General features: G+C 56.7%; 17 protein-coding genes. 8 read left to right on the top strand and 9 right to left on the bottom strand.

Features of this window, described 5'->3' with window-relative positions; genetic code table 11:
* Positions 1-31 precede the first annotated feature (31 nt).
* Both IM294_RS12625 and fabA read left to right on the top strand, forming a co-directional pair.
* Complete coding sequence (locus IM294_RS12625) at positions 32-1,792, top strand: Lon protease family protein (RefSeq protein ID WP_126817651.1); 1,761 nt, start codon at positions 32-34, stop codon at positions 1,790-1,792.
* Between the two features lie 68 nt (positions 1,793-1,860).
* Positions 1,861-2,379 carry a bifunctional 3-hydroxydecanoyl-ACP dehydratase/trans-2-decenoyl-ACP isomerase gene (gene fabA, locus IM294_RS12620; protein ID WP_000227926.1) on the top strand — a complete coding sequence of 173 codons (519 nt, stop codon included), beginning with the start codon at positions 1,861-1,863 and terminating at the stop codon, positions 2,377-2,379.
* Positions 2,380-2,450: 71 nt separating this feature from the next.
* Here fabA and rmf read toward each other — a convergent pair whose 3' ends face one another.
* From rmf to rlmKL, 6 genes are all read right to left on the bottom strand, one after another.
* Positions 2,451-2,618 carry a ribosome modulation factor gene (gene rmf, locus IM294_RS12615; protein WP_013097261.1) on the bottom strand — a complete coding sequence of 56 codons (168 nt, stop codon included), beginning with the start codon at positions 2,616-2,618 and terminating at the stop codon, positions 2,451-2,453.
* 256 nt (positions 2,619-2,874) lie between these two features.
* Positions 2,875-3,441 carry a membrane integrity-associated transporter subunit PqiC gene (gene pqiC, locus IM294_RS12610; protein ID WP_028012599.1) on the bottom strand — a complete coding sequence of 189 codons (567 nt, stop codon included), beginning with the start codon at positions 3,439-3,441 and terminating at the stop codon, positions 2,875-2,877.
* Positions 3,438-5,078: an intermembrane transport protein PqiB gene (gene pqiB, locus IM294_RS12605; RefSeq protein WP_028012598.1), complete on the bottom strand. Its 1,641-nt coding sequence runs from the start codon at positions 5,076-5,078 to the stop codon at positions 3,438-3,440. Before pqiB ends, pqiC begins: the two co-directional genes overlap by 4 nt.
* Positions 5,079-5,082: 4 nt before the next feature.
* Positions 5,083-6,336, bottom strand: coding sequence for a membrane integrity-associated transporter subunit PqiA (pqiA, locus tag IM294_RS12600; RefSeq protein WP_028012597.1), 1,254 nt, complete (start codon positions 6,334-6,336; stop codon positions 5,083-5,085).
* 12 nt (positions 6,337-6,348) lie between these two features.
* The gene (locus IM294_RS12595; protein WP_059354522.1) at positions 6,349-8,256 is read right to left on the bottom strand and encodes an ABC transporter ATP-binding protein; all 1,908 of its coding nucleotides are present in this window, start codon (positions 8,254-8,256) and stop codon (positions 6,349-6,351) included.
* 12 nt (positions 8,257-8,268) lie between these two features.
* A complete protein-coding gene (gene rlmKL / locus IM294_RS12590) occupies positions 8,269-10,377 on the bottom strand; it encodes a bifunctional 23S rRNA (guanine(2069)-N(7))-methyltransferase RlmK/23S rRNA (guanine(2445)-N(2))-methyltransferase RlmL (protein ID WP_126817653.1) in 2,109 nt (702 codons plus the stop codon).
* 98 nt (positions 10,378-10,475) lie between these two features.
* Here rlmKL and IM294_RS12585 point away from each other — a divergent pair, with 98 nt between their 5' ends.
* Positions 10,476-11,585, top strand: a complete 1,110-nt coding sequence (locus IM294_RS12585; protein ID WP_047364230.1) for a YcbX family protein — start codon at positions 10,476-10,478, stop codon at positions 11,583-11,585.
* Here the strand turns inward: IM294_RS12585 and zapC are convergent.
* Entirely contained in the window at positions 11,582-12,124 is a 543-nt protein-coding gene (gene zapC, locus IM294_RS12580) for a cell division protein ZapC (RefSeq protein ID WP_028012593.1), read from the bottom strand. The genes IM294_RS12585 and zapC overlap by 4 nt on opposite strands.
* A 165-nt stretch (positions 12,125-12,289) precedes the next feature.
* Entirely contained in the window at positions 12,290-13,300 is a 1,011-nt protein-coding gene (gene pyrD / locus IM294_RS12575) for a quinone-dependent dihydroorotate dehydrogenase (RefSeq protein ID WP_045261711.1), read from the bottom strand.
* 249 nt (positions 13,301-13,549) lie between these two features.
* On the opposite strand from pyrD, the gene ssuE reads away from it, so the two are divergent.
* From ssuE to ssuB, 5 genes are read left to right on the top strand one after another with little or no spacing between them, the layout of a single operon-like run.
* Positions 13,550-14,125, top strand: a complete 576-nt coding sequence (ssuE, locus tag IM294_RS12570; RefSeq protein ID WP_028012591.1) for an NADPH-dependent FMN reductase — start codon at positions 13,550-13,552, stop codon at positions 14,123-14,125.
* A complete protein-coding gene (locus tag IM294_RS12565) occupies positions 14,118-15,080 on the top strand; it encodes a sulfonate ABC transporter substrate-binding protein (protein WP_045630032.1) in 963 nt (320 codons plus the stop codon). Before ssuE ends, IM294_RS12565 begins: the two co-directional genes overlap by 8 nt.
* Positions 15,077-16,222, top strand: coding sequence for an FMNH2-dependent alkanesulfonate monooxygenase (gene ssuD, locus IM294_RS12560; RefSeq protein WP_045330795.1), 1,146 nt, complete (start codon positions 15,077-15,079; stop codon positions 16,220-16,222). The genes IM294_RS12565 and ssuD overlap by 4 nt, the downstream gene beginning before the upstream one ends.
* 9 nt (positions 16,223-16,231) lie before the next feature.
* Positions 16,232-17,023, top strand: a complete 792-nt coding sequence (ssuC, locus tag IM294_RS12555) for an aliphatic sulfonate ABC transporter permease SsuC (protein ID WP_047368223.1) — start codon at positions 16,232-16,234, stop codon at positions 17,021-17,023.
* Entirely contained in the window at positions 17,020-17,790 is a 771-nt protein-coding gene (gene ssuB / locus IM294_RS12550) for an aliphatic sulfonates ABC transporter ATP-binding protein (RefSeq protein ID WP_126817655.1), read from the top strand. The genes ssuC and ssuB overlap by 4 nt, the downstream gene beginning before the upstream one ends.
* A gap of 100 nt (positions 17,791-17,890) precedes the next feature.
* Here ssuB and pepN read toward each other — a convergent pair whose 3' ends face one another.
* Positions 17,891-20,503 (bottom strand): aminopeptidase N, encoded by a 2,613-nt coding sequence (gene pepN, locus IM294_RS12545; protein WP_028012586.1) that lies wholly within the window; start codon positions 20,501-20,503, stop codon positions 17,891-17,893.
* Between the last annotated feature and the right edge of the window lie 217 nt (positions 20,504-20,720).

Below are 20,720 nucleotides of genomic sequence, written 5' to 3'. Positions count from 1 at the left end.
CGCTTTTACATCTGACTAAAAAACATCAACTTTGACCATTACGAAACTAGCATGGCGTGACCTTGTTCCGGATGCCGAGAGCTATCAGGAACTGTTTGCACAGCCCGATCTCGCAAAAGAACACGAATTCATCCTTAGCGATACGCAACCACGCTTACATTATGCGCTGGAGCAGACGTTAAGCCCGTGGGCGACATCGCCCTTCATGCTGCTGAAAGCCCCGGAAGAAGCGGAATATCTGTCGCTGCTTGGGGATGCCACGCGCCAGCTGCGGCCAGACACCACCGCGGTATTTGGCGGCCAGTATCGTATCGCGGGGCATAATATTACCTTCGGACCGGCGGACCAGGCCGACGGTCGTTTTGCTGCTAACGGCGAGGTAATTACCGCTAATTGGGTCGAGGCTGAACAGCTGTTTGGCTGTCTGCGCCAGTTTAACGGCGAGCTTTCCCTGCAGCCGGGGCTGGTGCATCGTGCAAACGGCGGCGTGCTCATCATCTCTCTGCGCACTTTGCTCTCGCAGCCGCTGCTGTGGATGCGTCTGAAAACCGTTGTGATCCAACAGCGCTTTGACTGGGTCGGTTACGACGAGTCTCGTCCTCTTCCTGTCTCCGTGCCGTCAATGCCGCTGTCGCTGACCGTCGTGCTGATGGGTGACCGCGAATCGCTGGCGGACTTCCAGGAGATGGAGCCGGAACTGGCCGAACAGGCAGTTTACAGCGAATACGAAGACAACATTCAGATTGCCGATGCGGACGACATGGCGCAGTGGTGTCAGTGGGTGATGGCCGTGGCGGAACGTTTTGCATTGCCAGCGCCTGCCGCCGATGCGTGGCCGGGTTTAATCCGCGAAGCTGTTCGCTATACCGGTGACCAGGAAACCTTGCCGCTCTGCCCACTCTGGATCGGCAAGCAGCTGCGTGAAGTCGGTACGATCAGCGGTAACGGTGCATTTACTGGTGAACAGCTCACGCAGATGCTGGCGCAGCGAGAGTGGCGCGAAGGCTATCTTGCTGACCGCATGCAGGATGAAATTCTGCTGGAACAAATTCTGGTCGAGACAGAAGGCGAACGCGTTGGGCAGATCAACGCCCTCTCGGTGATCGAGTTTCCTGGCCATCCGCGCGCGTTCGGTGAACCCTCGCGAATCAGCTGCGTTGTGCATATTGGCGACGGCGAGTTTACCGATATTGAACGCAAGGCCGAACTGGGCGGCAACATTCACGCCAAAGGCATGATGATCATGCAGGCATTTTTGATGTCTGAGCTGCAGCTTGAGCAGCAAATCCCCTTCTCCGCCTCGCTGACGTTTGAGCAGTCCTACAGCGAAGTGGATGGCGATAGTGCCTCAATGGCGGAGCTGTGCGCCTTAATCAGCGCCCTGGCGGACGTGCCGATCAACCAGAACATTGCTATTACTGGTTCGGTCGATCAATTTGGTCGTGCTCAGCCCGTTGGCGGTCTGAACGAAAAAATTGAAGGCTTCTTCTCTGTCTGTCAGCAGCGCGGTTTAAACGGCAAACAGGGTGTGATTATTCCGGCGCCTAACGTACGCCATCTCAGCCTGTGCCAGGATATTCTGGACGCGGTTGAACAGGAACAATTCGCCATCTGGGCCATCGAAGGGATTGAGGATGCACTACCCTTACTGACAAACCTGGTTTGGGATGGCGAAGGTCAGACAACTTTGATGCAGACTATCCAGGAGCGCATTGCTCAGGCGACGCAGCAGGATGCTCGCCATCGTTATCCATGGCCGTTACGCTGGCTGGGCTGGTTCAGTTCGAACTGATCGGACTTGTTCAGCGTACACGTGTTAGCTATCCTGCGTCCTTCACTAAAATAAGGCTTACTGAGAACATGGTAGATAAACGCGAATCCTATACAAAAGAAGATCTTCTTGCCTCTGGTCGCGGAGAACTGTTTGGCGCGAAAGGCCCACAGTTACCGGCCCCGAACATGCTGATGATGGACCGTGTCGTGAAAATGACCGAAACCGGCGGCAACTTCGATAAGGGTTACGTAGAAGCAGAACTCGATATCAACCCGGACCTGTGGTTCTTCGGTTGCCACTTTATTGGCGATCCGGTAATGCCTGGCTGCCTGGGCCTGGATGCCATGTGGCAGCTGGTTGGCTTCTATCTGGGCTGGCTGGGTGGTGAAGGTAAAGGCCGCGCGCTAGGCGTGGGCGAAGTGAAATTCACTGGTCAGGTTCTGCCTACGGCGAAGAAAGTCACCTATCGTATTCACTTCAAGCGCATCGTTAACCGTCGCCTGATTATGGGCCTGGCGGATGGCGAAGTGCTGGTAGACGGTCGTCTGATCTATACCGCGAACGATCTGAAAGTGGGTCTGTTCCAGGACACTTCCGCGTTCTGATATCGCTTTAAGCGACCCCGGAAAGGCGAAACCTCCGCAGTGCGGAGGTTTCTTTTTTTAAAGAGACGTTATCAGGCTATAAGTGCCCTGTCGCCGATGGCTTCTCGCCAGCCTCCAAGCCATTGTGACCTTTGATTTATCGTCTGATAAGGACACATTTCTTTCGAACGTCCAGCGATGCCGGCCTGATAACCACGTTGATGAGCCCGTTCCAGGCGATCTCGTTTCTGTCTCTTCATGCCTCGTTTCCCTCATTCTTTTGTCTGGTGGAAAGAAAACAGTGTCCGCGCCAGATGCGCAGGCACAGATAACGAATACCCCGAATTAGTCCCAGCGTCAATGTTCAAAATTCATACGGGTGTCATATTTGTGAGCTAGCCAGAAGATCATTTGTACAAAAATTGTGACCCGGCACAAGTAACAACCTGACGCAACAACGAAAAAAAAACCGCAATCAGCACCAGGCCGATTGCGGTTTTTGACGATGAATTTTACTTATGGCAGTCGGGAAATTTCCCTGGCGATACTGGCTGACTCCTGCGCCCAACCCTGAGCCAGCACTTTCACCATTTCATCATAGCCATCCTTCTGCTGCTTCAGCTCCAGATGGAAAGGACGCTTAATCAGCTGTCCCTGATGATTCAACAGCCACTCGCCGCTGATGACAACGGCACCGTCATAACGGCCGTGGAAGCCCGTTACCGTGACGTTCAGCGTGTCCTGATCGCTTCCCAAAGGCTGGGAGGCAACAACCCAGCCCGGAAGCTGGCTGCCCAGATTCGCCACCAACGTATTGCGTAACTGCTGGTCCAGCGGGCTGGCCCACAGGTTGTTGTTGGCGATAACGTACTGTACATCGCTGGTCTGATAGACCACCCCGTTGCCGGCCAGGTAATCCGGAACGGCGACCTGCTCAACCCACAGCAGACGGTTACCCTGCGAGGCGGAACTTTGCGTAACCGCCTGCGTCACCAGAGGCAGCTGGTAGTAGCTTTTCGTTTCGCTCCCGGAGCTACAGGCCGTGAGTACCATCGCTCCTGCAATCGCTAGCCATTTTTTCATTGTTTCGCCCTCTTCGGCTCAGGATCCTTTTTATCTTTCGCTTCGAACACCAGCGCGTTGCTCTTCTCGTTGAGCGTTTTCAGAACCGGCTGCAGTTCACGCAAGACCTGATCGAGACGCTGCATATCTGCCACCATCTTGTTGTACGCCGCCGAGCCAGGCTGGAAGCCCTGCATACTGCGGTTCAGCTCGCGCAGCGTTTTCTGCATATCCTGCGGCAGCTGCTGCATACTCTGGTTTGCAGTAATCTTGTTGATGTTATCCAGCGTGGTCTGCAGGCGCTGCATTGTCGCCTGGCTTTGATGTAACGAACCTGTCGCCGCCTCAATCATCGGGTTCAGAGGCAGATTGTTAATTTTATCCAGCGTTTCCATGAGACGCTGCTGGATCTGGGCCAGACCGCTGCTTACCGTTGGGATGATCTTGTAACCACCAAATTCACGCATACCGGTAATCGGCGGCGCTTTTGGATAGAAGTCCATATCGACATACAGTGCGCCGGTCACCAGGTTACCGGTTTTCAACGAGCCGCGCAGACCGCGATTCATCAGGTCGGTGATGTGCTCGCCGATATCCTGATTCTCACCAATCTGGTTGATCAGGCGCTCAGGCTCAATGCGGATCAGCACCGGAATACGGTAATCATCATCAAGCATCTGCTTAAGGCCTGGAACAAAGTAAGGCACTTGTCCCACCGTCCCCAGACGAATACCGCGGAACTCAACGGGCGCCCCAGGCTGCAGGCCACGAACAGAATCCTTAAAGAACATCAGGTAGTCGATGTGATCGGTATAGAGTGCATCCTGAATGCTTTTTTGATCGTCGAACAGGCGGAAAGCGGTGTTCTCCGCAACCGGCTGCCCCAGGTCCAGACCTTCGGGTACGTCAAAACTCACGCCGCCGCCAAACAGTGTTGTCAGCGAGCCCATTTCTACACGCATGCCCGCCGAGGTCAGATCCACCGCGATGCCGCTGTCTTTCCAGAAACGGACGTTGCTGGTAACCAGACGATCGTTAGGCGCATTGATGAACAGCTGATAGCTGATGGATCTTTTCTGAGGATCGAAGGTGCTCTTCTCCACCGAACCCACGCGATAGCCGCGGAAAAGTACCGGGTCGCCCGCCGTGAGCTGGCCCGCTTTTTTACTGTCGAGGATCACGCGGATACCTTTTGCATCAGGCGGTGCTAGCGGCGGTGAATCCAGAAGCTGGTACTGCGCCGGCTGGCTGCCTTTTGCACCCGGCTGCAGTTCGATGTAGGCACCTGAGAGCAGCGTTCCTAAGCCGCTGATCCCTTCACGTCCCACCTGCGGTTTAACCACCCAGAAAACAGAATCGCCGTGCAGGAGTTTTTCCATGCCGGCATTAAGACGCGCCTTAATCTCCACATGGGTTAAATCGTCGGTCAGGGTTGCGCTTTCCACCACGCCCACATCCACGCTGCGGCTTTTGATGGTCGTTTTACCGCCCTCAATTCCTTCGGCATTGGTGGTAATCAGCGTCACTTCCGGTCCCTGATGGCTGTAGTGATAAAACAGGATCCATGCACCGATCAGCGCGGTCACGATGGGGAAAATCCACACCGGCGACCAGTTTTTGACCTTCTGCACTTTCGCCTCTCCACTCTTATTTTCCATGCTCTTACTCTTCCTCATGGCTTGATTCAGGCTCACGATCCCACGATAAACGAGGGTCGAAGGTCATGGCCGCAAACATGGTCATAATCACCACCAGTGCAAACATTAAAGCCCCCATCGCGGGATAAATACTCATCAAACCGCCCATCCGCACCAGCGCAGAGAGAACGGCAATCACAAACACGTCGATCATTGACCAACGACCGACAAATTCGACCACTTCGTAAATCAGATGCATGCGTTCGCTGTCGCGTTTTCCGTGGCCTTTTGCATCCCAACAGAGCCAGGCAATGGCGATCATTTTTAAAGTGGGCACCATGATACTGGCGATGAAAATCACGCCGGCGACAGGATAGGATCCTTCGCTCCACAGCAGTATGACCCCGGCGAGGATCGTCGAGGGCATTTTATCGCCGAGCAAATCGGTGATCATAATCGGCAGAATATTAGCGGGCAGATACAGCATGACGGACGTGACCAGCAGTGCCATCGTCCACTGCAGGCTATTTTTACGGCGAACATGGCCCTTCGTTTCGCAGCGCGGACAAACCTCAAGATCGGCGGGCAGCACGGCGGTACAGCACGGACAAGAACGGAGCCCCTGGCGGATACCCGGCACGCCGACCTTCACCGTCTGCGCGAGCGTCGGTGCCGGGGCGATATCGTCCCAGGCCCAGCGCCTGTCCACGCACTGGAAAGCACGCAGCTGCAGGACACAGTACAGACACCAGGGAATAAAGCTGCTGCCTATCCCCACGTCGCCGTACGCCATCAGCTTCACGAAACTGACCAGTATCCCTGCGAGAAAGATCTCGGCCATCCCCCAGCTTTTGAGCTGAAAAAGGATGCGCGCGAGCCGGATTTTCAGCGATGACGGCATCCTGACGCGGTTAACCAGCAGCAGGATGACGACCAGGCAAAACGCCGGGACTATCTGGACGAATAGCAGAAAAAAGGTGCCGAGGCTGGCGTAATCTTCCGAGAACATCACGCCCGGGATTTCAAGCAGATCCACCTGGCTTGTCATCCCGCCTACCTTCATATAGACGAAGGGGAAGAGATTGGAGAGCAGCAGCATGAACAGTGCTGCCAGCGCGTAAGCGGTGGGACGCTGCCGCGGCGCGTCCCACTCGGTTGTCAACGTCGCGCCACAGCGTGGACACTGGGCTTTATGTCCGTGACCAAGCTCTGGCAACGCCACGAGCATATCGCATTGCGAGCATAATATATGCCTGTCGGCATGGTGCTGGTCACACATATTTAATCCCTGTTATGCGCCGTTTTTCAGAGACTCAAGGTACTCCCAGCGCTCAAATGCTTCTTCCAGGGCTTTTTCAGCCGCGGACATTTCAGCCAGTACTTTCTGAGTATAGTCATGCGATTGGGTAAAGAATGAGGCATCAGCAACCTGCGCTTGCAGCCCCTCAAGCGCGGCCTCCAGCTCTTCAAGACGCTGAGGTAGCCCCTCCAGTTCGCGCTGCAGGTTATAGCTTAGTTTAGCCGAGGTTTTCTTGACAGTTTCTGCTTTTGTTACAGCAGGTTCAGAACTTGTTCTGGACTTCGACTGTTTCTGCGCCAGAGACTGCGACTGCTGCCCTTTTGCGTCGTGATAACCGCCCACGTACTGACCAATTCGCCCTTCACCTTCGAAGATCCAGCACTCGGTCACGGTGTTATCCACGAACTGACGATCGTGGCTAACCAGCATCACGGTTCCCTGATACCCATCGATCAGCTCTTCGAGTAATTCCAGCGTTTCGACATCCAAATCGTTCGTCGGTTCATCGAGGATCAACAGATTACTTGGCTTCAGGAACAGACGGGCCAGCAGAAGACGGTTACGTTCCCCGCCGGACAGCGCGCGCACCGGTGTCATGGCGCGTTTCGGGTGGAACAGGAAGTCCTGCAGGTAGCCCAGCACGTGACGCGGCTTGCCGTTTACCATCACTTCCTGTTTACCTTCGGCGAGGTTGTCCATCACCGTGCGGTCCGGATCCAGCTCCGCGCGGTGCTGATCGAAGTAGGCCACTTCCAGCTTGGTGCCACAGTGAATGCGACCGCTGTCGGCCTGCAGCTGGCCCAGCATCAGCTTCAGCAGCGTGGTTTTGCCGCAGCCGTTCGGGCCGATGAGCGCAATTTTGTCCCCGCGCTGAACCTGCGCAGAGAAATCTTTCACCAGCACCTTGCCGTCAACCTGGTAGTTAACGTTTTCCATTTCGAAGACAATCTTGCCGGAGCGGGACGCCTCTTCCACCTGCATTTTGGCGCTGCCCATGACTTCGCGGCGCTCGCTGCGCTCGCGACGCATCGCCTTCAGGGCACGCACGCGGCCTTCGTTACGGGTACGGCGGGCTTTGATGCCCTGGCGGATCCAGACCTCCTCCTGCGCCAGCTTGCGGTCGAACTCCGCATTCTGCAGCTCTTCCACGCGCAGGTTTTCTTCTTTCTCCAGCAGATAGGTGTCGTAATCGCCGGGATAGGTGACCAGCTTGCCGCGGTCGAGGTCGACAATGCGCGTCGCCATATTGCGAATAAACGAACGGTCGTGCGAGATGAAGATGATGGTGCCGCTGAAGGTTTTCAGGAAACCTTCCAGCCAGTCAATCGCTTCGATATCCAGGTGGTTGGTTGGTTCGTCCAGCAGCAGTACCTTAGGGCCGCTGACCAGCGCGCGCCCCAGCGCCGCTTTACGCAGCCAGCCGCCGGAGAGCGCCGACAGCTCCATGTCGGGTTCCAGCCCGAGCTGCGCCAGCACCTCGTTAATGCGGTTTTCCAGCTGCCACAAACCGTGGTGATCGAGCATCTCCTGCACTTTCGCCAGTTCGTTGAGATTCTTGTCGCTCGGGTCGGTCATCACCAGATGCGAAATCTCGTGATAGCGCTTCAGGTACTCCGCCTGCTCTGAGATGCCTTCCGCCACGAAATCGTACACGCTGCCGGTCACATGACGCGGCGGATCCTGCTGGAGGCGGGAGACGATCAGATCCTGCTCGTATACGATGCGGCCGTCATCCAGCCCCTGCTCGCGGTTGAGGATTTTCATCAGCGTGGATTTACCCGCGCCGTTACGGCCCACCAGACAGACGCGCTCGTTATCTTCGATATGCAGTTCCGCATTATCGAGAAGCGGTGAGTCGCTGAAAGAGAGCCACGCACCGTGCATACTAATTAATGACATTTATTTTTCCTTTCAGACCGCGGTAATCAACCAGCAGTTATGAATTTGACGGTTACGGGCGAAGTCCTGAGACAGCGTTTTTTGACTGATTTCTTGTGCTTTCAGTCCCAGGGCTGCTAAACCGTCATGATCCATACGGAAGCCGCGTTTGTTGTTCGAGAACATAATGGTGCCGCCTTTACGCAGCAGGCGCTTCAGGTCGGTCATCAGGCGCAGGTGATCGCGTTGAACGTCAAAGCTATCCTCCATGCGCTTGGAGTTAGAGAAGGTCGGCGGATCGATAAAGATCAGGTCGAACTGCTCGTCGGTATCGCGCAGCCAGCCCAGCACGTCGGCCTGCATCAGGCGATGCTGACGCCCGGTTAAGCCGTTCAGACGCAGGTTACGCTCGGCCCACTCGAGATAAGTGCGGGACATATCCACCGTGGTAGTGCTGCGCGCGCCGCCGAGACCGGCATGCACGCTGGCGCTCCCGGTGTAGGAGAAGAGATTCAGGAAGTCCTTGCCCTTGCTCATCTGGCCGAGCATGCGGCGGGCGATGCGGTGGTCGAGGAACAGGCCGGTATCAAGATAGTCGGTCAGGTTCACCCACAGGCGCGCGTTGTATTCGCCCACTTCGATAAAGTCGCCCTTTTCGCCCATCTTCTGGTACTGGTTTTTACCTTTCTGACGCTCGCGGGTTTTCAGCACCAGCTTGTTCGGCGCAATCCCCAGCACGGCAATGGTGGCCGCAATGACGTCCAGCATGCGCTGGCGCGCTTTTTGCGCATCGATGGTTTTCGGCGGAGCATATTCCTGAATCACCACCCAGTCCGCATAGCGGTCAACCGCCACGTTGTACTCCGGCAGGTCGGCATCGTACAGGCGATAGCATTCAATGCCCTCCTGCTTGGCCCACTTCTCAAATTTCTTCAGGTTTTTGCGCAGGCGGTTGGCGTAATCTTCTGCCACGCCGGTTGGCTTGCTGTCCGCCGCTTTCTCTGCCAGATGGTAGTTTTTCTGCACGCAGTCCAGCGGGCCATTTTTCGCTTTAAACTGGCGATCGGCACGCAGCTGCAGGCAGCTCAGCAGCTCCGGCGAGGCGCTGAACAGAGACAGATTCCAGCCGCCGAAGTAGTCCTTCATATTGCGGCCCAGCAGGCTGTGCAGGGCAATCAGCGCAGGCTCGCTGTCGAGACGCTCACCGTATGGCGGATTGCTGATTACGGTCCCGTACGGGCCCTTCGGCAGCGGGTTGGTCAGGTTCGCTACGTCTTTCACCTCGAAGGTGACCAGCTCGCCGATACCGGCGCGACGGGTGTTGCTGCGCGCGCGCTCAATGACGCGCGGGTCGCTATCCGAGCCGTAGAAGTGGGAGGTATACTCCGCCAGGCCTTTGCGCGCGCGGGTCTGCGCGTCGTCTTTGACCTCTTTCCAGAGCGCTTCGTCATGCTGTGCCCAGCCTTTAAACCCCCACTGACCGCGGTGCAGTCCCGGCGCGCGGTCGGTTGCCAGCATAGCCGCTTCAATCAGCAGCGTACCGGAACCGCACATCGGATCGAGCAGCGGCGTGCCCGGCTGCCAGCCGGAGCGCATCACGATGGCGGCCGCCAGGGTCTCTTTGATGGGTGCCATGCCGGTACGATCGCGGTAGCCGCGCAGGTGCAGGCCCGCGCCGCTCAGATCGAGAGAGATACTTGCCGTGTCGCCGTTCAGCCAGACGTTAATACGCAGATCGGGGTTTTCGCGATCGACGTTTGGACGTTCCTTATTTTTACGCGCGAAGCAGTCCACAATGGCGTCTTTTACGCGCAGGGCACCGTACTGGCTGTTGCGGATCTCGTCGTTCACGCCGTTGAAATGCACCGCAAAGGTGGCATTTGGCGTGAAGATCTCTGTCCAGTCGATCATCTGTACGCCGGTATAGAGGTCAAGATCGCTATAGACCTTGCACTCCTTCATCGGCAGCATGATGCGCGACGCCAGGCGGCTCCACATCAGGCTCTGGTAAATAAGCCGCGTGTCGCCCTCAAAATGGACACCACCCTGAACCACCTGGCACTCTTGCGCGCCCAGGCTTTCCAGTTCAGTTTTTAACAGCTCTTCCAGCCCACGGGCCGTACTGGCAAACAGAGAATTCATATCGTCACTTTTACTCTTAGAAAATTGTCGCGCATTATAGCTAATATGGCGTGTATGTCATAAAGTTGAAGGCTTATTTTCATTCGAGGGAGTGTGCAGTGGCGACGTTATCCAGGCTTTTTATTCATCCGGTGAAATCCATGCGCGGCATCGGCGTCACTCACGCGCTGGCAGACATGAGCGGGTTCGCCTTCGATCGTATTTTTATGGTCACCGAGCCTGACGGTACGTTTATCACCGCACGCCAGTTCCCTCAGATGGTTCGCTTTACCCCTTCCCCGCTTCACGACGGTTTGCACCTTACCGCGCCGGACGGTTCCAGCGCGGTGATTCGCTTTGCGGATTTTGCGGCTGTCGACGCGCCAACGGAAGTATGGGGCAACCATTTTACCGCACGCATCGCGCCGGATGAAATTAACCGCTGGCTGAGCGGCTTCTTCTCCCGCGACGTGCAGCTGCGGTGGGTTGGGCCGGAACTGACGCGTCGCGTAAAGCGCCACGATGCCGTTCCCCTCTCCTTCGCGGATGGCTTCCCGTTCCTGCTCACCAACGAAGCGTCTCTGCGTGATTTACAGAATCGCTGTAAAGCCAGCGTACAGATGGAACAGTTCCGCCCAAATCTGGTCGTGACCGGAGCGGACGCATGGGATGAAGATACCTGGAAAGTCATCCGCATCGGCAGCGTCATCTTTGATGTCGTCAAACCCTGCAGCCGCTGCATTTTCACCACGGTAAGTCCTGAGAAAGGCCAGAAGCATCCTTCCGGCGAGCCGCTGAAAACGCTGCAATCGTTCCGTACCGCGAAGGACATCGGCGATGTCGATTTCGGCCAGAACCTGATCCCGCGATCCAGCGGCGCGATTCGCGTAGGTGATGAAGTTGAAATTCTCGCCCGCGGGCCGGCGCGAGTGTACGGCTCAGGCCAGGAAGAAGAAATGGTCGAGGTTGAGACGAATGTCGCCACTGGGGTGGATATTCACTGGCAGGGCAAGGTTATTCGTGGCAACAATCAGCAGGTTTTACTGGAGCAGCTGGAGCAAGCCGGTATTCGCGTACCGTATTCCTGCCGCGCGGGAATTTGCGGATGCTGCCGCATCAAGCTGCTGGAGGGAGAAGTGAGTGCGCTGAAAAAATCTGCAATTGGAAATGACGGCACAATCCTGTGCTGTAGCTGCGTACCGAAAACGTCGGTACAACTGGAAGCTTAAACCGCTTGTTCGAGACTGAAGGCATCGACGCGCAGCTGTGGCTTCAGCCTGTCATTCATGACTTTGATCGCATCACCTAACTGCATTACGCGCCCGGCAATCGTCACGCCGGGCTGCGCCAGCAGACAGAGTGCGGCGTTTTCGCCCGGCTCAACCACTAACAAACTCACCTCTTCGGCGGTATCGCTCAGGTTAACGCTGGCCGCATCGCCCGTTGCTGGCGTCCAGTCCATGCCGTGAGGCAGGAAATGCCAGCTTTTCGGCATTTGCGGTTTCAGGAAACGGATAGCCACCAGCGCATTTAATACCAGTTCGGCACGCTGCTCTTTAGAGAGCATCAGGTCGCGGCATTTTTCTTCAAAGGAGAAATAAAGCGCCGCATCGTCAACGCAAAAGCCCGATGGAGAAAACGCGTCCGGGGTTAACATTCGGCGGGCAAAACGAGAACGAAACAACATGCCATTGGCTAAATCGAGCATCATACGGTCATGCTCGTCGCAAAAATACCAGCGCCAGTTATCGTCAGGTTTAATTCGCATGTGTCTCTCCCGTCCCCAAACGTCCTGTACTAAAAATGTCCTGTTCGCCGCTTCGTTTATAACACTAGTAATAAAAGACGATAATGTCTAAATAAGCAACAGTGACGGAATATAAAACAACCAGGGCTGGAAATAAAGCCCTGGTTGTCTGATTAAGAAAAAAGATTAGATATGTGTAACGATTTCTTTAATCAAAGGCGGCCCTTTAAAAATAAAGCCGGAATAGATTTGCACCAGTGACGCACCGGCCGCCATCTTCTCGCGCGCAGCAATCACCGAGTCGATACCGCCGACGCCAATAATCGGTAAACGGCCTTTTAATTCCGCAGACAGCGCGCGAATAATTTCGGTGCTTTTTAATTGTACCGGACGGCCACTTAACCCACCCGCTTCGTCACAGTTTTTCATTCCCTGAACGAGCGAACGATCGAGCGTGGTATTCGTTGCAATCACCCCGTCAATATTATGGCGAACCAAACTGTCGGCAACCTGGATCAATTCTTCGACAGAAAGATCCGGCGCGATCTTCACCGCGACCGGAACATATTTATGGTGGATCGCCTGGAGTTCATTTTGTTTATTTTTAATGGCACTCAGAAGATCGTCCAGCGCTTCGCCATATTGTAAGGAGCGCAGCCCCGGGGTATTGGGCGAGGAAATATTCACCGCGATATACCCGGCATAGGCGTAGACTTTTTCCATACAAATCAGGTAGTCATCTTTACCCTGCTCAACCGGCGTATCTTTATTCTTGCCAATATTGATGCCTAACACCCCATCAAAATGGGCTTTCTTCACGTTCTCTACCAAATGATCAACGCCGAGGTTATTAAAGCCCATGCGGTTGATCAACCCTTCGGCTTCGACCAGGCGGAACAGGCGCGGCTTGTCATTTCCCGGCTGCGGGCGCGGCGTGACGGTACCAATTTCGATGGAGCCAAAGCCCATCGCGCCCAGGGCATCAATGCACTCGCCATTTTTGTCCAGACCAGCCGCCAGACCAAGCGGATTTTTAAAGGTCAGCCCCATGCACTGCACAGGCTTTTCCGGCACGTTTTGACGCACCAGGGCCGCCAGAGGCGTTCCTGTAATACGACGTAATTGCTGGAATGTAAATTCATGAGCGCGCTCGGGGTCGAGCTGGAAAAGGGCTTTACGAACGAAGGGGTAGTACATGAACTCTCCTGGATTCCCGGTGTGCAAACCGGGAGGGGATTATGGGCGATCCCGTCACGAAAGGGAATTGACCTGCGGCAAAAAAATCGGCGTAAAACGCAATCGTTTACCTCCCACTCTCTTTCTTATGCAGTTTTTCGCAGTTTAATTGCGGATAAATCATTTAGTGGAATAACCGCGCGGTGTCACACTCCTGAAAATTGTTATGAATGTTAGACAAAAGCAAACAATTGGTTATAAGGAGGAAGTATGCGCGTTATTACCCTGGCCGGAAGTCCACGATTCCCTTCGCGTTCCAGCGCCCTGCTGGAATATGCCCGCGACAAGCTCAATGCCCTGGACGTGGAAGTGTGCCACTGGAATCTGCATAACTTCGAACCTGAAGATTTGCTGTATGCCCGCTTCGACAGCCCCGCGCTGAAAACCCTCACTGAGCAGCTCAAGGAAGCGGACGGCCTCATCGTTGCGACCCCGATTTATAAAGCCTCTTTTTCGGGCGCGCTGAAAACGCTGCTCGATCTTCTCCCCGAGCGCGCACTGGACGGCAAAGTGGTTCTGCCGCTGGCAACGGGCGGCACGGTGGCACATTTACTGGCGGTGGATTACGCCCTGAAGCCGGTGCTGAACGCCCTGAAGGCGCAGGAGATCCTTCACGGCGTTTTCGCGGATGATTCGCAGGTCATTGACTACCAGCATAAGCCGCACTTCACGCCGAATCTGCAAACGCGCCTTGATGCCTCGCTGGAAACTTTCTGGCACGCGCTGCATCGCCGGGATATCCAGGTTCCTTCTTTTAATCCGCCGCAGGGAGTCGCACATGTTTAAAACCTTAACCCGCCTCGGACTGGCTGGCCTGATGGCGTTTACCGCGCTGGCACATGCCGCAGAAACCGCACCGGACAGTTTACGGATTGGCTACCAAAAAGGCAGCGTCAGTATGGTGCTGGCAAAAAGCCACCAGCTGCTGGAAAAACGCTTCCCGGACACCAAATTCTCATGGGTGGAATTCCCGGCAGGGCCGCAGATGCTTGAAGCCCTGAACGTCGGCAGTATCGATCTGGGCAGTACGGGCGACATCCCGCCTATTTTCGCTCAGGCTGCCGGGGCAGACCTGGTATACGTCGGTGTAGAACCCGCTAAGCCGAAAGCCGAAGTCATCCTGGTACCTGAAAACAGTGACATTAAAAGCGTCTCCGACCTTAAAGGGCGTAAGGTCGCTTTCCAGAAAGGTTCCAGCTCGCACAACCTGTTGCTGCGCGCCTTACAGGAAGCCGGGCTCAAGTTCACCGACATTCAGCCCGTTTACCTGACGCCCGCCGACGCGCGCGCCGCGTTCCAGCAGAAGAACGTTGATGCCTGGGCTATCTGGGATCCTTACTACTCCGCGGCATTACTGCAGGGTGGCGTACGGGTGCTGAAAGACGGTACCACGCTGAAGCAAACCGGTTCGTTCTACCTCGCCTCACGCCCTTACGCCGAAAAAAACGGCGCGTTTATTCAGGGCGTACTGGATACTTTTACGCAGGCAGATGCCCTGACCCAGAGCCAGCGTCAGGCGAGCATCACTCTGCTGGCAAAAACCATGGGCTTACCTGAGCCGGTGATCGCGAGCTACCTCAGTCACCGTCCGCCCACCACCATTGCGCCTGTCGACGCGCACGTCGCCGCGCTTCAGCAACAGACTGCTGACCTCTTCTATCAAAACCGCCTGGTACCAAAACAGGTCGATATTCGCGAACGCATCTGGCAGCCCGCTGGCAAAGAAGGAGCTAAATCATGAGTCTGAATCTTTTCTGGTTTTTACCCACCCACGGTGATGGACACTATCTTGGTACAGAAGAGGGCTCGCGCCCGGTTGACCATGGCTATCTTCAGCAGATTGCCCAGGCGGCGGACCGAATCGGTTTTACCGGCGTGCTGATCCCGACCGGACGCTCGTGCGAGGATGCCTGGCTGGTGGCCGCGTCGATGATCCCGGTCACCCAGCGCCTTAAATTCCTTGTTGCATTGCGCCCGAGCGTCGTTTCACCCACCGTGGCGGCGCGTCAGGCAGCAACGCTGGACAGGCTCTCCAACGGCCGCGCTCTGTTTAACCTGGTGACGGGCAGCGATCCGCAGGAGCTGGCGGGTGACGGCGTGTTCCTCGACCATACCGAGCGCTATGAAGCCTCCGCCGAATTTACCCGCGTCTGGCGACGCCTGCTGGAAGGCGAAACCGTCACCTTTGAAGGTAAGCATATTCACGTTCGCGACGCGAAGCTCTACTTCCCGCCGGTGCAGCAGCCGCGCCCTCCGCTCTATTTTGGCGGTTCGTCGGATGTGGCCCAGGATCTGGCCGCCGAGCAGGTCGATCTCTATCTGACCTGGGGCGAGCCGCCCGAGCTGGTGAAAGAGAAAATTGCCCAGGTCCGCGCCAAAGCCGCCGCCCATGGCCGCAAAGTGCGCTTCGGGATTCGCCTGCACGTGATTGTGCGCGAAACCAATGAAGAAGCCTGGCAGGCCGCAGACCGCCTGATTTCCCATCTGGACGACGAGACCATCGCAAAGGCGCAGGCTGCGTTTGCCAAAACCGACTCCGTCGGACAGCACCGGATGGCCTCCCTGCACAACGGCAAGCGCGAGAATCTGGAGATCAGCCCGAACCTGTGGGCAGGCGTCGGCCTGGTGCGCGGCGGTGCGGGCACGGCGCTGGTGGGCGACGGGCCGACCGTGGCCGCGCGCATCAATGAATATGCCGAGCTGGGCATCGACAGCTTCATTCTCTCCGGTTACCCGCACCTGGAAGAGGCGTACAAGGTGGGCGAACTGCTGTTCCCGCACCTGGATGTCGCCATTCCGGAGGTTCCGCAGCCGCAGCGGCTCCAGCTGCAGGGCGAAGCCGTGGCGAACGAATTCATTCCCCGTAAAGCCGCACAGAGCTAAGGAGTGACCATGTCTGCCACCTCACAAAAATGGCTGCTGCGCGCCGCGCCGTGGTTTTTACCCGTCGGCATTGTGGCGCTCTGGCAGCTCGCATCGTCTACCGGCTGGCTGTCGAGCCGCATTTTGCCCTCTCCGGAGGGCGTTATCGAAGCGTTCTGGTCGCTGAGCGTCAGCGGAGAGCTGTGGCAACATCTGGCGATCAGCTCCTGGCGCGCGGTGATTGGGTTTTCCATCGGCGGCAGCATCGGTCTGGTGCTGGGTCTGATCAGCGGCCTTTCACGCTGGGGGGAAAGGCTGCTGGATACCTCCATCCAGATGCTGCGCAACGTGCCGCATCTGGCGCTGATCCCGCTGGTCATTTTGTGGTTTGGGATCGATGAGAGCGCCAAAATCTTCCTCGTGGCGCTGGGCACGCTGTTCCCGATCTACATCAACACCTGGCACGGCATCCGCAATATCGATCGCGGTCTGGTGGAGATGGCGCGCAGCTACGGCTTATCGGGTTTTTCCCTCTTTGCTCACGTGATTCTGCCGGGCGCCCTGCCCTCCATTATGGTCGGGGTGCGCTTTGCGCTCGGCCTGATGTGGCTGACGCTGATTGTGGCGGAAACCATCTCAGCCAACTCCGGTATTGGCTATCTGGCGATGAACGCCCGCGAATTCCTGCAAACGGACGTGGTGGTGGTCGCCATCATTCTGTATGCACTGCTCGGCAAACTCGCCGACGTCAGCGCACAGTGGCTGGAGCGCAGCTGGCTGCGCTGGAACCCGGCCTATACCCTTCAGGAGGCGAAAGCATGAATACCGCACGACTAAATCAGGGCACGCCGCTGCTGCTGAACGGCGTAACCAAACGCTACGGCGAAAACACTATCCTTAACGGGCTGGATCTGCACATTCCCGCCGGCCAGTTTGTGGCTGTAGTCGGGCGCAGCGGCGGCGGAAAAAGCACACTCCTGCGTCTTTTAGCCGGGCTGGAGGCCCCCAACGGTGGACAGATTCTGGCAGGAACCACGCCGCTGGCCAATATTCAGGACGATACGCGCATGATGTTTCAGGACGCGCGCCTGCTGCCGTGGAAAACGGTGATTGATAACGTCGGGCTGGGGCTCAAAGGCAACTGGCGGGATGAAGCCCGTCAGGCGCTGGCCGCCGTCGGGCTGGAAAACCGTGCAGGTGAATGGCCTGCGGCGCTGTCGGGCGGCCAGAAGCAGCGCGTGGCGCTGGCGCGAGCGTTGATTCACCGTCCCGGCCTGCTGCTGCTTGATGAGCCACTCGGCGCTCTTGATGCCCTCACGCGGATAGAAATGCAGGATCTGATTGAATCCCTCTGGCAGGCGCACGGCTTTACGGTACTGCTGGTGACGCATGACGTGAGCGAAGCCGTGGCGATGGCAGACAGGGTGCTGTTAATAGAAGAAGGTAAAATTGGTCTGGATCTGACGGTGGACATCCCGCGTCCTCGCCGCGTGGGATTGGCCAGACTGGCGGAGCTGGAAGCCGAAGTGCTGGATCGGGTGATGAAACGTGGGGAAGCGGAGATTCAGCGGATAAAGGCCAATGCCTGATGCCCTCACCCCGGCCCTCTCCCCGTGGGAGAGGGAGAAAACCGATGCCCCGCGCCCCCACGTAGGCCCGGTTAGCGTAGCGCCACCGGGCTTTTTTACATCAGGCCAGCGCCTTAGCAATCTTCTCGTACAGATCGCCAGACAGATTTTCCAGCCCTTTCAGCTGCTCAAGCGCGGCGCGCATCTTCGCCTGGCGCTGCGCATCATAGCGTTTCAGGCGGATCAGCGGCTCAATCAGACGTGATGCAACCTGCGGGTTACGGCTGTTCAGCTCGGTCAGCATTTCCACCATAAACTGGTATCCGCTGCCGTCTTCGGCGTGGAACGCGGCCGGGTTACTGCTGGCAAATGCGCCAATCAGCGAGCGAACGCGGTTCGGGTTGCTCATGGTGAACGAACGGTGCTTCAGCAGGCTGCGAACCTTACTAAGCGCATCGGCCGCCGGGCTGGTCGCCTGCAGAATAAACCACTTGTCCATCACCAGGCCATCCTGGTGCCACTTGTCGTCATACTCCTGCATCAGCGCATCGCGGCACGGCAGTTCAGCGGCAACGCTTGCCGCCAGGGCCGCGAGCGCATCAGTCATGTTATCCGCTTCGTGATACTGCTTGCTCACCAGCGTGTTCGCCAGTTCGGCCTCACCAAACGCAAGATAGCGCAGGCAGGTATTGCGCAGGGTACGCTTGCCGATATCCGCATGCTCCACGCGATACGCGTCAAGCTTGTTAGCGTTGTAGAGCGCCAGGAATTCATCCGCCAGTTCGGTCGCCAGCGTGCGGGTCAGCGCTTCGCGCACCGCCACGATGGCAATCGGGTCGATAATGTCGAACAGCTCCGCAATTTCAGTCGCGGACGGCAGCGTCAGAATTTCAGCCGCCAGCGCCGGGTCAATCTTCTCGTCCAGCAGGATGGCGCGGAACGCGTCTGCCACATGCACCGGCAGCGTCAGCGGCTGGCCCTGCTGGTAACGGTTCACGTTAAGCTTGATGTAGGTTGCCAGCAGGCTCTGCGCCGCGTCCCAGCGGGAAAAATCGTTGCGGGCGTGACGCATCAGGAACGTCAGCTGCTGGTCGCTCCACTTGTACTCCAGCTTCACCGGCGCGGAGAACTCGCACAGCAGCGCAGGCACCGGCTGGAAGTAGACGTTATCGAAGATAAAGGTCTGCTCTGCCTGGGTCACGTTCAGCACGTGGTGCACCGGGTGGCCGCCCTTCTGCAGCGGGATGACGTTGCCTTCGTTGTCGTACAGCTCAATGCTGAACGGAATGTGCAGCGGATATTTTTCTTCCTGCTCGGCGGTTGGCGGCGTGCGCTGGCTGATGGTCAGAGTGTACTGCTCGGTTTCCGGGTTGTAGTCGTCCTTAACGGTGACAATCGGGGTCCCGGCCTGGCTGTACCAGCGGCGGAAGTGAGAAAGATCAACGTTGGACGCGTCTTCCATCGCCTGCACGAAGTCGTCGCAGGTAGCCGCGCTGCCGTCGTGACGTTCGAAGTAAAGCTGCATCCCTTTCTGGAAATTCTCTTCACCCAGCAGGGTGTGGATCATCCTGATAATTTCAGCGCCCTTCTCGTACACCGTCAGGGTGTAAAAGTTATTCATCTCAATGACTTTATCCGGACGGATCGGGTGCGCCATTGGGCTGGCATCTTCCGCAAACTGCAGGCCGCGCATGGTGCGCACGTTGTTGATGCGGTTGACCGCCCGCGAGCCCAGATCGGAGCTGAACTCCTGATCGCGGAAGACGGTCAGCCCCTCTTTCAGGCTCAGCTGGAACCAGTCGCGGCAGGTGACGCGGTTACCGGTCCAGTTATGGAAATACTCGTGGCCGATAACGCGTTCGATATCGAGGTAGTCTTTATCGGTAGCGGTATCGGTACGCGCCAGCACGTACTTGGAGTTAAAGATGTTAAGGCCTTTATTCTCCATCGCGCCCATGTTGAAGAAGTCGACGGCGACGATCATATAGATGTCGAGATCGTATTCGAGGCCGAAACGCTCTTCATCCCACTTCATGGAGTTAATGAGTGAAGTCATCGCCCACGGCGCGCGGTCAAGGTTGCCGCGGTCAACGAACAGCTCCAGCGCCACTTCGCGGCCAGAGCGGGTTTTGAAGGTATCGCGCAGCACGTCGAAATCACCCGCCACCAGCGCAAACAGGTAGCACGGTTTCGGGAACGGATCCTGCCACTGCACCCAGTGACGGCCATTTTCCAGCTCGCCCTCACCCACGCGGTTACCGTTGGAGAGCAGGAACGGATAGAGGGTTTTATCGGCAATGATTTTGGTGGTAAAGCGCGCCAGCACGTCCGGGCGGTCCAGGTACCAGGTAATGTGGCGGAAGCCTTCGGCTTCACACTGGGTACAGAGCGCCACGCCTGACTGGTAGAGCCCTTCCAGCGCCGTGTTGGCGGCAGGGCTGATTTCATTCACGATGCGCAGCGTAAAGCGTTCCGGCAGGTTGTCGATGACCAGCTGGTTGCCTTCTTCTTTATAATCTGACCAGGCTTCATCGTTAATGTGCAGGGAGACCAGCGTCAAGTCTTCGCCATCCAGACGCAGCGGTACGGCAGTCGCGCTGTGGCGCGTCACCTGGCTTACCGCCGTCACAACGGTTTTTGTGGCATCCAGGTCAAAAGTCAGGTCGATATCGCTAATCAGGTATTCCGGCGCACGGTAGTCGTGGCGGTATTTGGCTTGTGGCTGTTGTGTCATAGAAAACCTTATGCATCGTTTGTCGAGTAACGTTTCAATATATTCCTGTTGCGTAAAACGCGCTATGCAGAATCTTCATCTTTTCAGGCTTAAACACCTTTTTCGCTACATTTGTATAACACGGGGCACGAAATGCTCTCGACCATAAAGTGTGCTTATGTTGTGATCGGGGTTCAATAAATCACTAAACAAGGTATACTCCGGAGTTGTTTATTGT

The organism is Enterobacter cloacae complex sp. P43RS, from assembly GCF_014930585.1.
Lineage (GTDB): Bacteria > Pseudomonadota > Gammaproteobacteria > Enterobacterales > Enterobacteriaceae > Enterobacter > Enterobacter bugandensis.
Note: the sequence above shows the minus strand (reverse complement) of the source record. Positions and strands in the feature narration are given on the sequence as shown.

What these genes read in the sequence shown, in the direction of transcription:
- fabA (WP_000227926.1), top strand. Translation starts at nt 1,861, where the DNA reads ATGGTAGATAAACGCGAATCCTATACAAAAGAAGATCTTCTTGCCTCT.
- rmf (WP_013097261.1), bottom strand. Translation starts at nt 2,618, where the DNA reads ATGAAGAGACAGAAACGAGATCGCCTGGAACGGGCTCATCAACGTGGT.
- pqiC (WP_028012599.1), bottom strand. Translation starts at nt 3,441, where the DNA reads ATGAAAAAATGGCTAGCGATTGCAGGAGCGATGGTACTCACGGCCTGT.
- pqiB (WP_028012598.1), bottom strand. Translation starts at nt 5,078, where the DNA reads ATGGAAAATAAGAGTGGAGAGGCGAAAGTGCAGAAGGTCAAAAACTGG.
- pqiA (WP_028012597.1), bottom strand. Translation starts at nt 6,336, where the DNA reads ATGTGTGACCAGCACCATGCCGACAGGCATATATTATGCTCGCAATGC.
- IM294_RS12595 (WP_059354522.1), bottom strand. Translation starts at nt 8,256, where the DNA reads ATGTCATTAATTAGTATGCACGGTGCGTGGCTCTCTTTCAGCGACTCA.
- rlmKL (WP_126817653.1), bottom strand. Translation starts at nt 10,377, where the DNA reads ATGAATTCTCTGTTTGCCAGTACGGCCCGTGGGCTGGAAGAGCTGTTA.
- zapC (WP_028012593.1), bottom strand. Translation starts at nt 12,124, where the DNA reads ATGCGAATTAAACCTGACGATAACTGGCGCTGGTATTTTTGCGACGAG.
- pyrD (WP_045261711.1), bottom strand. Translation starts at nt 13,300, where the DNA reads ATGTACTACCCCTTCGTTCGTAAAGCCCTTTTCCAGCTCGACCCCGAG.
- ssuE (WP_028012591.1), top strand. Translation starts at nt 13,550, where the DNA reads ATGCGCGTTATTACCCTGGCCGGAAGTCCACGATTCCCTTCGCGTTCC.
- IM294_RS12565 (WP_045630032.1), top strand. Translation starts at nt 14,118, where the DNA reads ATGTTTAAAACCTTAACCCGCCTCGGACTGGCTGGCCTGATGGCGTTT.
- ssuD (WP_045330795.1), top strand. Translation starts at nt 15,077, where the DNA reads ATGAGTCTGAATCTTTTCTGGTTTTTACCCACCCACGGTGATGGACAC.
- ssuC (WP_047368223.1), top strand. Translation starts at nt 16,232, where the DNA reads ATGTCTGCCACCTCACAAAAATGGCTGCTGCGCGCCGCGCCGTGGTTT.
- ssuB (WP_126817655.1), top strand. Translation starts at nt 17,020, where the DNA reads ATGAATACCGCACGACTAAATCAGGGCACGCCGCTGCTGCTGAACGGC.
- pepN (WP_028012586.1), bottom strand. Translation starts at nt 20,503, where the DNA reads ATGACACAACAGCCACAAGCCAAATACCGCCACGACTACCGTGCGCCG.